We start from the raw sequence: 15,609 nt of genomic DNA, 5'->3' as shown, positions 1-15,609 counted from the left end.
GCCAGCCAGGAAGGCGCTCCAGCGTGTTGAGCGCCAGCGCTTCGGTGTCGACATTGGCCAACTCGTCCAGATAAAGCCCTTCGTACGCCCGGGCCAGACGCAGATGCCCAAGTTGCCGGCGCGCTTGCTGCGCCAGCTCCAGGGGAATCTTGCGATTGTTGACCAGGCTCGCCCGCTGCGAGGGGCTGGCACCTTCCAGCAGTTCCTCGACCATGACCGGTGGCAGGCTTTTGAAGTCGCGCGCGAACAGTTGCAGTTCGGCGCTGCCAGGCGATGACCGCCCGAGGTAAAGGCTGTCGAACACCCGCCGCAGGGACTGTTTGGCATAGATCCCCAGCCGTTCCTGCAACGCCTGGCTACGCAGCGCGGCCCCGTAGGGCATATGCTGGCCGAGCAGGTTTTTAAGCTGCTCCTCGGGCAAACTCTCGACGATCAACGCCGGCAGCTTGCCGCCGAACAGGTCTATGCGGCTGATGCTGATCAGTTCCGTCCCGGGCGCATGAGGTTGGCCATACAACGCAGCTGTCCTGCTGGTGCCCTGGCCGTCAAATACTTCGATGGTCCTGCCGGGCGGCCAGCCGGTCATTTCCACCATCAACGACGCGGCGTAGCTACCCAGGTCCATCGACATCGACCCCGCAAGGATCTGCCCACTCAAGCTTTCGGCACGCCCGTAAGCCCGCATGCGCACCGCCGTATCGAGTGTGATGGCCGGAGTGGGCTCGCTTTCCACGTACAGCCGGCGCAGCACGCTTTCGTCGGTGTCACTGATCTTGCGCACCTGCTCCAACTGCGTATCGCTCAGGCCTTCCATTACATGGCTCAGTCGCCGCATCAGCGGAGCACCTTGCCACGTCAGGGGCTCATCGGCCTCATGGGTCCAGGCGCCAGAACCGTTGTTGACGATCTGAGGCTCATACGCCTCGGGCCTGCTGGGGTGCTGGACCCGGTACACGCCCGGTTCGTCTTGCGCGGTCACGGCGTAGCGATTGCCGTCCACCGACACCACCTGGCGCCCATTGACGGTATGTAGTCCCGCCTGGTCGGGAACCGAGCCTGCCGGCAGTCGGATGTCCTGCGCATAGGGCGCAAGGTCCGGCTTCCACAAGCGGGCCTTGCCCGACGGCAGCCTGACCGCCTTGAGTCCTTCGATAAACGGCGACAGGCTGATATGCAACGCAGCGCCGCCCACCGCCAGTTGCGCGAGATTTTCCAGCACGTCAGCGATATGCGCCCAGCCGGCCTCGCGGTCACCCTGACCGAGTTCAACCACGCCCTCCAGCACTTCGTACAGCAGTTGCCCGGCCGTGACCACCGCCATCAGTGCACCCAAGGGCGGAATGAACATCGACACCAGGTTCAAGGTGAACAGGCCGATGTTCATCAGATGCGCCATCCGCCGGTCGTGGCCAGCCGCGTCGGTGTGAGCGGTGGGTATCGCCATGCTCAACCCATCGTCGAGTGCGCGCTTGCGCATGTCGGCGTACAGCTCGTCCCAAGGGTCGACGTCGATCCACAGCCCCTTGATCGGGTGGGCGTTGAGGTTCAGGTTTGGCTGGTCCTGCGGCGTGCGGCTGATATGTCGCGGGGACTTTATGACGGCGTTGATCGCCTGGAGTTCGGTAAGGGATTTTCTTGCGTAGTACTGTCGCCACGCTGGATCAGGGCCCAGGGCCACGCGCCTTTGCGGTTCATCGACGCGTTTCTCGGTGAACCGCCCGTAGTAGTAAGCCAGGTATTTTTTCCCGATGAACCGTGAGAAAAACTGTTGGTGGGCCGTGACCTGAACCCCCCTGCTGTCCCAATAGTCCTCTGGCCTGTAAGCGGTCAGCTCACGGGTCGTTTCCTCTGCATAGTCGGCAAAGGTTTCGTAGCGCTTGACGGGGTGCTCGGGGTGGTCGGGGATGTAGACGATAAGCCAGGTGCCATAGCGGTGCTCCACGCTCGGGTCGATCATGAGGCAGCCGTGCATTTGCAGTTCCATGATACTGGGCCAGCGGTGCCAGACCTGCTTGCCGTCGTGCTTGATGCGTCGCTCGCCATTGGCGATGCGCAGCAGTAGCGCGTAGTCGTCGCTGCGAATATCACCTTTGAGCAACGCCACGTAGGCGGCGGCTCTGAAGGCGTCCTTTTGCCGGGTGATAAAGCGTTCACGCAGCAGGTTCCTGGACACGGTTTGCACGGGCAGCAGGTAGGTGGTGAGGTGTTCCTGGTACAGCCTGCCCAGGTCCAGGTCGCGGCATAACCGGGCGAAGGTCTCGATCGTCAGGGTCGTGGTATGGCGCTCGAAACGGCCATCCGCGCCGGGAGCGGTGATAAAGCCTGAAGCACTGTCGAAGAACCCGGCGCGGGTCTCGCGCGCTTCAAAATTGTTCAAGGCCGCTTGCAACAGGGACAAAGTCTTGGTCCGGTAGCCTGTCGCTAGACCTTCGACCGGTACATAGAGGCGCAGATGCACCTGGTTGACGTCCAGCTCAAACCCGGCGGCCTTCAACGCGGCTTCAAGCAATGGCCGGGCGAAGGCGTTGACCTCTTGCACCTTGCCGGTCGCTTGCTCCAGTGCAGTGTGAGACTTGATGCTCGCCTCCAACAGGTTTTGCAGCGCAGCCTTCTGTGCCGGGGTGGTGGCCGCATACCAGGCGGGGATCTCTGGCTTGGCCTGCGTGATGGCTGCACGCAGGGCAGGAGATGCGCTGACCAGGCTTTCGGGGATGGCGGCTTTGATCTGTGCATAGTGACGCCCTTCGCCGCCCGGCAGGAGCGAGGTGGAGGCTTGAGGTGCTGGCATAAACGAGTACCGATAGGGAAATTAAGGCAATGACCTTAATCAGTCGCCCCCGGCACTCGGCGGTAGCTATTTGAACGGATTGCCCCCCCTGGACGAACACTCAAAAAGCGCTGGCAGGCTTGATGCACACGGGGGGATTTCCATGAGGTAATTAAGTCGTCGATCCATAGGTAATCCGGGGCCGATGCGTTAACTATTGCGTGCTATCCAGCGGCTTTTCGACTTATTAATCCACAGCGGTTTTCAGTAGCCTTTTTCCTTTGCTTACCCAAAGGAATGCCCCCATGCAGGATGCCCCCTCCGTTACTCCCCTCTCATCTTCCGACGACAACAGTGCGTTCATTCGCCAGGCCATTCCGGACTGGCTGGTACAGGCGCCGGCCCACCGCATAGAAGCGTTGAAACAGGCCAGGCTCGAACAGGCGCAGTGGATGGACAGCTTGTCGCCGCTGCAGCGAAGAACCTTGAAGGCGTTCAATGAAACCAGTTTCAAATCCCAACACGCGGTGGATAAACACCTGGCCAACGTCCAGGCACTCAAGCCCTTCGCCATAGGCCTGCTCAACGGCGCGCTGAAAGAACAATTCAACCTCACCGTGGATGTCGAAGGCACCTCTCTTCGTTTGTATGAGCCGCTGAGGCTCGGCACCCTGGGGATCAAGGCCGGCGAATACAAAGTACTGGAGGTGTCGCTGGTGCAGGCTGCCCTGCATAACTTTGAAGCCAGTGAAGGTGAAGACGGCGCATTCGATCCTGCCTCCGGGTTCACCCAATACCCGGACCGGGAAGGCGCCTCTCCCAGGATCAGCCCGGCGCTGACCGTACCCGCCTTTATCAGGCTGTGCCGTACGCTGGACGTGGGTGCCCGCTACCAGGCGCACCTCAAGGAAACATTACTGCCCACCGACGAGACGGCCGCCACCCGGTTGCGCGACGCCGTGATCACCAGCCAGAAGGATGCCCTCAGGGCTGCGGCGTACCTGGCGCTGCTCAAGCAGGACATTCTCCCGGATGACTTCACCATGGTGCTCAAGGTGGTCGACGGCGAACGCAACCCGACGCTGGGCGGCAAGCCGGTGTGGTTCAGTTGCCTGAGCGTGATGGACCGCGCGCTCATGGGGAGCGTGGTGTTTACACCGGTGGAAAAATATCGCTATGCCACCGACTTCATCGTCTACCTGCCCCACGATCCGGAGCACCCGCTCAAGCGCTACAACAGCCTTGATGCGCTGAAAACCGAACTGAACCGCCAGTGGGTGGCGCGCGACAAAGCGCCAAGCGAATCCGGCAATAACAACCGCCCGACGCCCACGAGCTACCAGCATTTTTTCAGCCAGTTTCTCAATGAGCATGACAAGCCGGCGTTCTTCAACCGGTTTACCGAACCCGCTGCGGACTCCACCGCCGCCGTCGACGCAGTAGCGCGTTCGCCGGTGACCCAGACGATGCTGCAACTGGCCTTCCCGGTATTGACTACGACGGTCATGCCCCAGTCGCTTCCGCCCCCGAAAGCCGGCTGCAGGGTGGTGAAGACGGGCGCTCCCGACCTGTACCTGATGGTGGTCTCAAGACAGGGCCTGTGGGCTGACAACGTCGACCTGTGGGCCAACCTGTTTGAGCATGGCCGCGACAAGGCCCTCGGCGATGCGCGCGACCAGGCAGTGCCCACCGCCGATGTCGACGCCCGGGTGCGCGGGCAAAAAATCGCCCGTTGGCTGGAGGCCGGCGCTACCGTGCTCGGCCTGGGACTGGCGTTCGTCCCGGTGCTTGGCGAAATCATGCTGGCCGCCATGGCGGGCCAATTGCTCTACGAAACCTTCGAAGGCGTGATCGACTGGGGCGAAGGCGACCGTGACACGGCCAAGGCTCACTGGTTCGACGTCGCGCAAAACCTGGCCGCCATGGCGCTGCTGGCCGGCGCGGGGAAAGGCCTGCAAAAGCTCGCTGCGCCGCCTACACCCGCGTTGGTACAAGGGCTCAAGCCGGTGCGTTTGCCAGGTGGCGAGCAGCGGCTGTGGAAGCCGGACCTTACGCCTTATCGCAGCCCCGTCGTATTGCCCAAGGACGCCACGTTTGATGACCTGGGCTTGCACAGCCACGACCAGCAGCCGCTGCTGCCCCTCGACGATCACCTGTATGCCGTCAAACCCGAGCCCGACGGCGACACCTATCGCATACAACACCCCACACGCTCCGACGCTTATGCCCCGCAGGTGGCGCATAACGGCGCAGGTGCCTGGCTGCATGAAGGCGAAGAACCGCTGACCTGGGACGGCCCGGCGCTGATGCGCCGCCTGGGTTATCGCACACGGGGCTTGAGCGACGCACAACTGGAACAGGCACGCCTGGCCAGTGGCACTCGCGCCGATCAACTGCGCCAACTGCATGTGGACCTGCAACCGCCGCCCGCCCTGTTGAGTGACAGCCTGGCGCGCTTTGGCATCCATCAGCGGATCGAGACGTTTATCGAGAAGATGGGCAGTGACGACCCGCTGGATTATGCGCTGGCCGACCCGGCGATCACCGAGCGCGTGGTGGCGCACCGAGGCTTGACCTATCCGGCGGTCCTCGACCCGACTCCCCGGGTGCTGGACGAACAGACGATGCTGTGGCGCCGGGAAGTTGCCCAGGCCGCCCGGGACAGTCGGACCTCGCTGTTCGACGCGGATTACCGCGCCCATAACCTGACCCGCTCGCCCCCGGTACAGCAGCTCATGGACAGGTTTTCCGGCCTGCCGGCGGAGGTTGCCAGGCAGTTGCTGGAAACCGCTACGGACGCGGATTTAACTGCGCTGAGTGGCCATCAGCAGTTGTCACCAAGGCTCACCGCCCTGGCGCGCGAAAGCCAGCAGCAAGTGCGCATTGCGCGGGCCTATGAAGGCTTGTTCCTCGACACCCTGCAGAGCCAGGACAGCCTGCGCTTGGCCCTGCATACCCTGCCCAGCTTGCCGGGTTGGGACCCGAACCTGCGGGTGGAAATCCGCTTGGGCAGCGAACAGGGGCCACTGATCGACGCCGTCGGTCCAGAGGCCGACGCACCGCCGCTGATGCTGGCGATGGGTGAAGACGGGGCGTTCGGCGCCACCGACCTGTATGGCGCCGTTCTGGCACGTCTTGAACAGGGCCAGCGTCGAGCACTTGGCGAAGCCGCACGGGACGCCGGCACCTTGAAGCAACGGGTGCGGCAAACGCCATTGGCCCGGGACGAGCTGCGCTCGGTGCTGCTGGAATACCCGCTGCTGCGCAAACCCTTGGCAGGAGACCTGCGCCTGCGGGGCGGCTCCCCGCTGCACAAACTTACTCAAGTGCGCAGCACCCATACGCGGGTGCGCAAGCTGTATCCGGGGTTCAGCGACGAGCAGGCCACAGCCTTCATCGAGACCCTCGGGAGCGATGCGCGCACTGAGTTGACGCGCCGGGAAGACCAATACGCCGCCCTCAAACGCGCACTCAAGGACTGGGTGAAACGCAGTGCCCGAGAAGATACGAGCCGGCGTCCATTTGAGGTAAACCCGGGAGGCCGGGAGCAGTCAGTGGCCGATGCGTTAAGAGATTGCTGGCGCCGACAGACCGTGGATCGTGCCGGGGGATACACCGGGCGCCGACTGGAAATCAGCGCCCAGGTGAACCTGCCCAAACTCAACGCCGATTTTGCCCATGTCGAGGAGTTGGTTCTCGACTACGTGAGCTTCACCGACGGCCCCGGGCAGTTCCTTGGCAACTTCCCCAATCTGAAACGTTTGACCCTCAAACAAGTCGGCGGTATCGGACGCCACACACTGACCGAACTGCCCGAAGCTATTACGGCCATGAAGGCGCTGACGCACCTGGACCTGTCGAAAAATGCCATCCGCCTGAGCGAAATCAGCGCCGGCCAACTGGCCGGCCTGAGCCGCCTGGAAGAACTGTGCCTGAACGACAACCCCTTGGGCACCCTGCCGGATTTCAGCCCGCTGCTACGACTGCGCAAGCTGGAGCTGCGTGACACCCGGATCAATCAGTGGCCCACAGGCCTGCTGGAACTGCCGGAGCTGAGAGAAGTCGACCTGTCCGGCAATCACCTGAGCGCGGTGCCCGACAGCCTGCTCAACCCAGCCCCCGAAAACGTGGAAGCCAGCATCCGTCTCAACCGCATGACCCGCCTACGTGACAACCCATTCACCCCGCAAGCCAATCAGCAGATGCGGGCGTACATCGCTCGCCTGGCACAAACTCGCCCGGGCTGGCGCAACGGCGGCCAGCCTGGCGCCTTCGAAGTACCCTTGAGCCACACCGACGAAATGCGGCGGATAAGGGACTTGTTTCCCGGCTACAGCGAGGAGGAAAACGAGCAATTCGTATTGCACGCAGGCGACGGGGCGCCGGCTGAACTGACGCGCCTGGAAGGCGAGTGGCAAACCTTGAGCACCCAACTGAACGCCTGGGCCACACAACGGTTCCTGGTGGCTGCCGACAGCGAAAACCTGCGTGCAGGGGATGCCAACCATCGCCAGCAATTCGCTCGAGACCTCAAGGCGTGCTGGCGGCGCATGACTCCCAAAGTGCTGGCCCAAGATGGTTCTCCCGCCGGCTACACCCTTGAAGCACTCGGCTTGAGAGTCGGCGACTTGCCTGCGCTGGAAGCAGATTTCAGCCACGTTGGGTCAATCAAGCTTCAGGACATGCAATCCGTATACGGCCTGGATGAGTTTCTCGGCCACTTCAGTCACACCCGTTGGCTCGACCTGTCGTACGGAGAGTTGCGTTCAATCCCGCCCAGCGTTGCCCGGATGACTCGGCTTACCCGCCTGGACCTCAGGAGCAACCAACTTTCCCTGAGCGAGGCCGACGTGGATCTGCTGGAGGGGCTCACCTCACTCAAGATCATCAATCTGAGCCGCAACCCCCTGGCGCGTACCCCCAACTTCGCAACCCTGCCGAACCTGCGTAGGGTGAATTTGAAAGACACCGGGATCACCGAGTGGCCGCAGGGCTTGGGGCCACATCAGGCGTTGGACATCGTTAACCTGGCGCAGAACCGCATCACGCAGTTGCCCGAGTCCCTGGTCAACCCGCTGCCCGAGGAGGCCGAGGCATTCATCTACGTCAACAACGTCACCTTTATCGACGGCAACCCGCTGAGCACCGAAGCCCGCAGGCAGTTGGTCGAGTATTGGAGCAATGCAACCTTGCTCCACCGCGAGGCAGCAGCGGGCCGGCAGCCCGGCGCGATGCGTTATCGGGCGCCACAGCCCGCTACAGTCGAGGTTCACGCGCCTCAAGAACAGATCGTGGACGACACACCGGAGCCGGCATACCAGCACTGGATGGATGGTCTGTCACCCGAGGAAATCGACGTACGACGCAGCCTGTGGGAGTCGATTGCCGAGAAACCCGGTTCGCAGATCTTCCTCGACATCCTCGACAACCTCAAAGAATCGGCGGAGTACCGCAGCCGCTATACCGACCTGCAATCGCGCCTGTGGCAATTGCTCGATGCGGCCCGGGACGATGGCTTGCGTGAAGAGCTGTTCAACCTGGCGGGTGACCCGCGCTGCGGCGATCGGTCGGCCCTGGTGTTCAGTGACATGGAGACCAAGGTGCTGACGTGGCAAGCCACGCGCTATGCCGCCGATGGCGAGGCGGGACCGGCACTCTACACGTTGGCCAAAGGTCTTTTTCGCCTGGACGAGGTGGAAAAATTAGCCAGCGCAGACATTCGGGTTCGAGAAGGCATGATTCGCACGTCGACCATGACCCCTGAACAAAAAGTCGCCGCCCTGGAAAAACTGGAAGATATTGAAATTCGCCTGGCCTATCGCATGGGCCTGGCCCGCCGCCTCGGACTGCCCGGTCAGCCCAACGATGCCCGCTACCTCGCAACGGGACAGGTAGCGCCGCAGATCCTGAATAATGCCGCCATCACAATAGAAAAACTGGACAACTCCAAGAAGCTCGTACAGTCGCTGTTAGGCCGCGAATTCTGGCAGGCCTTTATTCGCAACCATTATGACGATGAGTTCAGAGTCCTGAGGGAGCCCCATGACGTGCGCTTGAATGCGTTATCCGAGGAACACGATGCGGGCGCCCTCAGTGATGAGGCATACGCAACCCAGGCTGAAAATGTGCAACTGCAACTGGCCGTGGACGAGGCGCAACTGATTCGCTCGCTGACCCTGCGCGACTGGGTGCCGTGCAAGGCGCGCTGCAGCATCACCTGATGGATTCAGGGCGTTTGCACCAACCGCCCCAGCCGTTGCTTGAGCATCTGGTTCTCGGCCCGCAGTTGCTGGACCTCTTCCAGCAGGTCGAGCGCCAGGGCGACGCCTTCCCATTCCAGCTCCAGGTCCTTTTGCAGCGCCGAGGCGCGCTTGGCCAGGGCCAGTTCGTAATCGGTGAAGCGCCAGGACTCGGGACTGGTCCCCACCGGTTCAACGATGCCGTGCTCGACGATTTCGATCACGTAGGCCACCGACAGGTCGGTGGCCTCACAGAATTCTGCCATGTTCACTTGAACCAAACGGGGACTGCTCATTGTTAGCTACTCCATGATTCTCTTGGATCGAAGGCGGCTTTTTGTGCCAGTTCCTGCCACAACGCCTTGACCTCGTCGTCGGTGTTTTTCGGCATCACCGCCTTGAGTTGCACAAACAGATAACCGCGCTGCCCGGCCTTGTTCAACAAGCCATGGCCCTTGGCGCGCATGCGCTGGCCGTTCTGGCTGCCGGCCGGCACCTTGAGGTTGATCTTGCCGGTGAGGGTCGGCACCGCCACTTCCGTGCCCAACGCCAGCTCCCACGGGGCCAGTGGCAGGGTGATGATCAGGTTCTCACCTTCCACATCGAATTTAGGGTGTGGCGCGAACTTGATGATCAAGTACAGATCACCATTGGCACCACCGCCAATCCCAGGCGCGCCCTGGCCCTTGAGGCGGATGCGCTCGCCGTCGGCCACACCGGCCGGGATCTTCACGTTCAGGCTCTTGGTGGTGTTGCTGACGTGCTGGCCGGCCGCGTTGTATTGCGGCACCTGGAAGTTGACCTGCTTGGACTCGTTGGACAGGGTCTCTTCGAGGAAGACCGGCAGTTCCATTTCCACATCTTGCCCTCGACGCCCGGCACTGCGGCCCTGGGCACCACCAAAACCATTGCCGCGCGAACCGAAGATCGAGCTGAAGAAGTCCGAGAAGTCGCCGGTGTCCTGGCCACCGCCGCCATAGCCACCACGGCTCTGCCAGCCTGGCGGGCCCTGGAACGGCTGGCCATGCTGGCCGTATTTGCGCAGATCGTCGTATTCGGCGCGCTTGTCGGCACTTTTCAGCGCTTCATAGGCTTCGGACGCGTCCTTGAACTTGGCTTCAGCGTCCTTTTCCTTGCTCACGTCCGGGTGATATTTGCGCGCCAGCTTGCGATAGGCGGCCTTGATCGTTTTGTCGTCGGCAGTCGGCTCGACGCCGAGAATCTTGTAATAGTCTTTGAAGTCCATCGGGAGTATCACCGTCCGTTATCGATATCGCACTGCCAGCGTCACAGCATGCGCCTGTTTGCGGCGTCTGGATTGACCGATCTCAATCTTGTGACCGAAGGGTGCGTCAGAAGTTTATCGGCGCTGCGGGCAGAATCCTGCAGCCACCAACCGTATGGGGAGGATTTGGGGGCAAAGGCCGGGCTTTCAAGGTAACAAGTGCGTTGTATTTAGCGGATAGTCGGCCTACGCATCTGCACGCGGGTGGCATACACTGCGCGGCCGTTTTTCAACCGGAACCCGATTGACATGAAAAACCCATCCCCAGCCCGTGCCTGCGGTATCGACTTCGGCACGTCCAACTCCACCGTCGGCTGGATTCGTCCCGGCATGGAAACGCTTATCGCGCTGGAGGACGACAAGATCACGCTGCCGTCGGTGGTGTTCTTCAACTTCGAAGAGCGCCGCCCGGTGTACGGTCGCCTGGCCCTGCACGAGTACCTGGAAAACTACGAAGGCCGGCTGATGCGCTCGCTCAAGAGCCTGCTGGGTTCCAAGCTGATCAAGCACGACACCAGTGTATTGGGCACGGCCATGCCGTTCACCGACCTGCTGGCGCTGTTTATCGGCCAACTCAAGAGCCGCGCCGAGACCACCGCCGGGCGTGAGTTCGACGAAGTGGTGCTGGGCCGTCCGGTATTTTTCGTCGACGACGACCCGATGGCCGACCAGGAAGCCGAGAACACCCTGGTGGACGTGGCCCGCAAGATCGGCTTCAAGGACATCTCGTTCCAGTACGAACCGATTGCCGCGGCCTTCGACTACGAGTCCACCATCGAGAAAGAAGAGCTGGTGCTGATTGTCGACATCGGCGGGGGTACCTCCGACTTCTCCCTGGTGCGCCTGTCGCCCGAGCGCCGCCAGATCGACAACCGCCACGACGACATCCTCGCCACCGGCGGTGTGCACATCGGCGGTACCGACTTCGACAAGCAGCTCTCGCTGGCCGGCATGATGCCGCTGTTCGGCTACGGCAGCCGCATGAAGAGCGGCGCTTATATGCCCACCAGCCACCACATGAACCTGGCGACCTGGCACACCATCAACTCGGTGTACTCGCAGAAATCCAAGCTGGCGCTGGGCAGCATGCGCTACGACATCGAGGACACGGGTGGCATCGACCGCCTGTTCAACCTGATCGAGCAGCGCGCCGGGCACTGGTTGGCGATGGAAGTGGAAGAAACCAAGATCCAGCTGACCCGGCAGGACAGCCGCCATGTGTTGCTGGACCGGGTCGAGCCTGGGTTGAGCGTGGAATTGAGCCGGGCGTTGTTCGAGTCGGCCATCGATGGCTTGCTGGAGCGGGTGCGCAATGCGGTGACGCAACTGCTCAACGACGCCTCGGTGGACGTGGCCCAGGTGGACACAGTGTTCTTTACCGGGGGTTCCAGCGGGATTCCGGCGCTGCGCCACAGCATCTCGGCGATGCTGCCGAATGCGCAGCATGTGGAAGGGAACATCTTTGGCAGTATTGGCAGTGGTCTGGCGATTGAGGCCAGCAAGCGCTACGGCTACTGAGTTTTAGCTGAAACCGTGGCGCGCCCTTCGCGAGCAAGCCCGCTCCCACATTCGGCTGCATTCCAAAGTTGGAACTCGGTCAAATGTGGGAGCGGGCTTGCTCGCGAAGGGGCCAGTCCAGGCAACATCAATGCCTAAACCATCCCCGCCAGCTTCAACTCACTCTTCAAGTACGCATAATAAATCGGCCCCGCCACCACCCCCGGCAGGCCGAAGGCGGCTTCGAACACCAGCATCGCCAGCAACAATTCCCACGACTTGGCACTGATCTGCCCGCCGACGATCCGCGCGTTGAGGAAGTACTCGACCTTGTGGATCACGATCAGGTAGCCCAACGCCGCCACCGCCACCCAGATCGACAGCGACAAGGCCACGATGGTGATCAGGGTGTTGGACATCAGGTTGCCGATCACCGGTAGCAGGCCCAGCAGGAACGTCAGCACGATCAACGTCTTGGTCAGCGGCAGGTGGATCCCGCACAACGGCAGCACCACCGCGAGGAAGATCGCGGTGAACGCGGTGTTCAGCGCGGCGATCTTGATCTGCGCGAAAACGATGTTGCGAAAGGCCTGGACCAGCAGGTGCAGGCGATCAAACAGCGCGGCCGCCAGGGGTTTGCGCTTGGTCAGGTCCGGCACCCGTTGCAGGGCGATGATCGCCCCCAGCACCATGCCGATCAACAAGGTCACGAACATGTGCGCGGCGTCTTTGCCCACCAGTTGCAGTTCGCTGAGGTGTTTGCTCAGCCATTCGCCGATGGCCACGCGGAACTCGGCGGCGCTGGCCGGCAGGTAGGCGTCGAGGAACGGCGGCAACTGGCCGCGGGCACGGTCGACCACGCCCATGAACTTATCCAGGGAGGCCCCGGGGTTTTCCGCTTCGTGCAGCAGGAAGCTGATGGCCCCGGCGAAGATCAGGGTCAGGATGCTGACGATCAAGGTTCCCAGCAAGGCTACCGCCAACCAGCGCGCACGCCGGCCTTCGATCAACCGCTGCAACTGCGGGGTGAGCATGTTGACCAGCTCATACACCAGCAGCCCGGCCAGCAGGCTCGGCAGCAACTTCAATGGCAAAACCAGCAGCAGCCCGCCAAAAATCAGCACGCAACTGACCAACAACAACACGTGACGCTGAGAAAACGTTGGCATACAGCCTCAAAACGAACGGCGTTAAAGGATGGGCAGTCTGCCAGCCTTGGGTGAATCAAGCGAGAAGTCTAAACGCGGTCCAATGTGGGAGCTGGCTTGCCTGCGATGGCGGTGGGTCAGCCAACAAAGGCATCGACTGCCAGGTCGCAATCTTAGGCAAGCCAGCGCCCACAGAGTTCTGCATCATTATTTCTTCAGGCAGGTGCTCATAAAGGTTTTACGCGCATCGCCGGTCAGCGCCTGGGTTTTCGCGGTGGCGTTGCAATCTTTCATCTTCTGTTGCTGGGGGGTCAGGGTCTTGGCGTCGTTGGCCGCCGGGGCCGCCTTGAGGCAGTTGCTCATGAACGCCTTGCGATCATCACCGGTCTTGCCACTGGTCTTGGCTTCGGCGTTGCAAGTAGTCATTTTTTGTTGCTGAGCCGTCTGTGCGGCAGTCGCGGCAAAGCCTTGGGAACACAGCAGCAGGCCCATCATCAACAGCGGAATACGCAGCATCTTCATGGAGTTTTCTCCCTGTTACCGTGCCGAGGGGCACGGCCTCCCCAGCAGTGTAGTCAAACCCTGTTACACCTTCCTGCCGCGTATATGGGTCCGGCGATACTGCTCCGGCGTGCAGCCGGCCTGGCGCTGGAACATCGCGATAAACGCCGAGGCTGTGCTGTAGCCCAGGTCAAACGCAACTTCCTGGACACTGCGCGCGCTGTCCAGCGCCTCGATCGACGCCAGGAACCGCAGGCGTTGGCGCCATTCGCCGAAGCTCATCCCCAGCTCACGCACAAATTGCCGCGCCAGGGTGCGCTCACTGACATGCACCTGCTGCGCCCACTGGGCCAGCGCGCGGTTATCGCCAGGGTCGGCCTGCATGCCCTCCAGCACACTGAGCAACCCGGGATGGCTGGCATACGGCAGGAAACAATCGTGCACCGGCGCCTGCCTGAGCTGGTCTACCAGCACCTGGGCCAGGCGCACGTCGGCTTCGTTCTCGGGAATGTTGACATCACGCTCGGCGAAATCACTGAGGATCGCCTTGAGGATATCGCTGATGGTCAGGGTGCACGGCTGCGCCGGCAATTGCTCGCACAAGGCGGGCGCCAGATATACGGAGCGGTAGACGATCGCCTGGGCGTTGTAGGAACTGTGCTGGGTGTTGGGTGGGATCCATACCGCATATTGCGGCGGCGACATAAAGCGACTGCCAGCCACTTCAAAGCGCATCACGCCACGGGCCGAGTAGTCCAGGGAACCCCAGGCATGCTGGTGCGCACTTGCATGGGTGTCAGCCTCGAATTCCGAATAACGGAAATACACCGGGGCCGGCAACTGGTCAAAATCGGGAAGGTTGATGTACTTCTTGAGCATGTTGTCTGGATACAAAGGTCGGATGGCTGGATCGAAGTATAGGCTTCGATCCAGACAAAGGATAATCACCGCTCATAGACGCAATTGGTTCTTTTCGATGCAATACGCTTATCCGTTACTGGCCATTTTTATCTGGGCCGGCAATACCGTGGTCAACAAACTCGCGGTGGGGACGATTTTCCCTGCCGAGATCGGTTTTTACCGCTGGCTGCTGGCCGGCCTGCTGTTTACCCCGTTCATGCTCAAACCCGTCATCGCCAACTGGCCGCTGATTCGTCCCAACCTGGGCAAGATCTTCATCCTCGGCGTGTTGGGCATGGCGGTGTACCAGAGCCTGGCGTATTACGCCGCGAACCTGACCTCGGCCACCAACATGGGCATTATCCTCTCGCTGATGCCACTGATGGCTCTTACCGCCGCAATCATCAGCCTTGGCCAGCGCCTGACCTTCGGCGCCCTGACCGGTGCCGTGCTGTCGTTTGCCGGCGTGGTAGTGGTGGTCTCCGCCGGTAGTCTCAGCGCCCTGCTGCAACACGGGCTGAATATGGGTGACGCGATGATGCTGGTGGCCACCCTCGCCTACGCGGTCTACAGCACCCTGCTGAAAAAATGGCAGCTGCGCTTGCCGCCACTGGTGTTGCTGTACCTGCAGGTGCTGGTGGCGGTGGTGGTGTTGTTTCCGCTGTTCCTGCTCTCCGACAAGGCCGGCCTTGGCTGGTCGAATATCCCGCTGGTGCTGTACGCCTGCCTGCTGGCCTCGATGCTCGCGCCGCTGGCCTGGATGCATTCGGTGAAGACCCTCGGCCCAAGCCGCACCACGCTGTTTTTCAACCTGCTGCCGCTGATCACCGCGTTGATTGCCGCAGTGGTGTTGAAAGAGCAGCTGGCGATGTATCACCTGGTGGGCGGCTTGCTGACCCTGGGCGGGGTGATTTTGTCGGAGCGCTGGACGACGCCGGTTCGCAGTAATGTCAGCGCGCAGGAAGCTACTTGAGCCCCACCACTCCGGCGACGATCAAGCCCACCGACACCAGCTTGATCAGCGTCAGGCTCTCCCCCAGCAATGCGAACCCGAGAAACACCGTGCCCAGTGAGCCAATGGCGGTCCAGATCGGGTAGGCCACGCTCACCGGCAACTCACGCATGGCCAGGGTCAGGAAGTAGATCCCGCCCACGGCCGCGACGACGGTGACCAGCGACGGCCACAGCCGGGTGAAGCCGTCGGCGTACTTCATGCCCATGGCGAAGGTCACCTCAAAGCCGGCGGCGATCAGCAGGAAAAGCCACGACACT

At 61.8% G+C, this 15,609-nt stretch carries 10 protein-coding genes; 3 read left to right on the top strand and 7 right to left on the bottom strand.

Annotation, left to right across the window (positions count from 1 at the left end; genetic code table 11):
* Window positions 1-2,788: dermonecrotic toxin domain-containing protein (locus JV201_RS02780; RefSeq protein ID WP_374707358.1), on the bottom strand; the 2,788-nt coding region annotated here is incomplete at its 3' end.
* Window positions 2,789-3,072: 284 nt separating this feature from the next.
* Here JV201_RS02780 and JV201_RS02775 point away from each other — a divergent pair.
* On the top strand, window positions 3,073-8,988 hold the full coding sequence (locus JV201_RS02775) for an NEL-type E3 ubiquitin ligase domain-containing protein (RefSeq protein WP_219406474.1): 5,916 nt from the start codon (window positions 3,073-3,075) through the stop codon (window positions 8,986-8,988).
* Between the two features lie 5 nt (window positions 8,989-8,993).
* Here the strand turns inward: JV201_RS02775 and JV201_RS02770 are convergent, their stop codons facing one another.
* Together JV201_RS02770 and JV201_RS02765 are read right to left on the bottom strand one after the other, a co-directional pair.
* Window positions 8,994-9,302, bottom strand: coding sequence for a chaperone modulator CbpM (locus JV201_RS02770; protein ID WP_003217397.1), 309 nt, complete (start codon window positions 9,300-9,302; stop codon window positions 8,994-8,996).
* Window positions 9,303-9,304: 2 nt separating this feature from the next.
* Window positions 9,305-10,252: a DnaJ C-terminal domain-containing protein gene (locus JV201_RS02765; RefSeq protein WP_003217399.1), complete on the bottom strand. Its 948-nt coding sequence runs from the start codon at window positions 10,250-10,252 to the stop codon at window positions 9,305-9,307.
* 288 nt (window positions 10,253-10,540) lie between these two features.
* Between JV201_RS02765 and JV201_RS02760 the strand changes: the two genes are divergently transcribed.
* Window positions 10,541-11,809 (top strand): Hsp70 family protein, encoded by a 1,269-nt coding sequence (locus tag JV201_RS02760; protein WP_003217400.1) that lies wholly within the window; start codon window positions 10,541-10,543, stop codon window positions 11,807-11,809.
* A 134-nt stretch (window positions 11,810-11,943) separates the two neighbouring features.
* Here JV201_RS02760 and JV201_RS02755 read toward each other — a convergent pair whose 3' ends face one another.
* The 3 genes from JV201_RS02755 to JV201_RS02745 all read right to left on the bottom strand — a co-directional run bounded on the left by JV201_RS02755 (window position 11,944) and on the right by JV201_RS02745 (window position 14,316).
* Window positions 11,944-12,957 carry an AI-2E family transporter gene (locus JV201_RS02755; RefSeq protein WP_003217402.1) on the bottom strand — a complete coding sequence of 338 codons (1,014 nt, stop codon included), beginning with the start codon at window positions 12,955-12,957 and terminating at the stop codon, window positions 11,944-11,946.
* A 186-nt stretch (window positions 12,958-13,143) separates the two neighbouring features.
* Entirely contained in the window at window positions 13,144-13,458 is a 315-nt protein-coding gene (locus JV201_RS02750) for a PsiF family protein (RefSeq protein ID WP_003217404.1), read from the bottom strand.
* 63 nt (window positions 13,459-13,521) lie between these two features.
* Window positions 13,522-14,316 carry a helix-turn-helix transcriptional regulator gene (locus JV201_RS02745; RefSeq protein WP_003217407.1) on the bottom strand — a complete coding sequence of 265 codons (795 nt, stop codon included), beginning with the start codon at window positions 14,314-14,316 and terminating at the stop codon, window positions 13,522-13,524.
* A gap of 97 nt (window positions 14,317-14,413) precedes the next feature.
* On the opposite strand from JV201_RS02745, the gene JV201_RS02740 reads away from it, so the two are divergent.
* Window positions 14,414-15,310, top strand: a complete 897-nt coding sequence (locus JV201_RS02740; protein WP_087693122.1) for a DMT family transporter — start codon at window positions 14,414-14,416, stop codon at window positions 15,308-15,310.
* Here the strand turns inward: JV201_RS02740 and JV201_RS02735 are convergent.
* A complete protein-coding gene (locus tag JV201_RS02735) occupies window positions 15,303-15,608 on the bottom strand; it encodes a multidrug efflux SMR transporter (protein ID WP_003217412.1) in 306 nt (101 codons plus the stop codon). The genes JV201_RS02740 and JV201_RS02735 overlap by 8 nt on opposite strands.
* Between the last annotated feature and the right edge of the window lies 1 nt (window position 15,609).

Source organism: Pseudomonas sp. Colony2 (assembly GCF_019382755.1).
GTDB lineage: Bacteria > Pseudomonadota > Gammaproteobacteria > Pseudomonadales > Pseudomonadaceae > Aquipseudomonas.
Note: the sequence above shows the minus strand (reverse complement) of the source record. Positions and strands in the feature narration are given on the sequence as shown.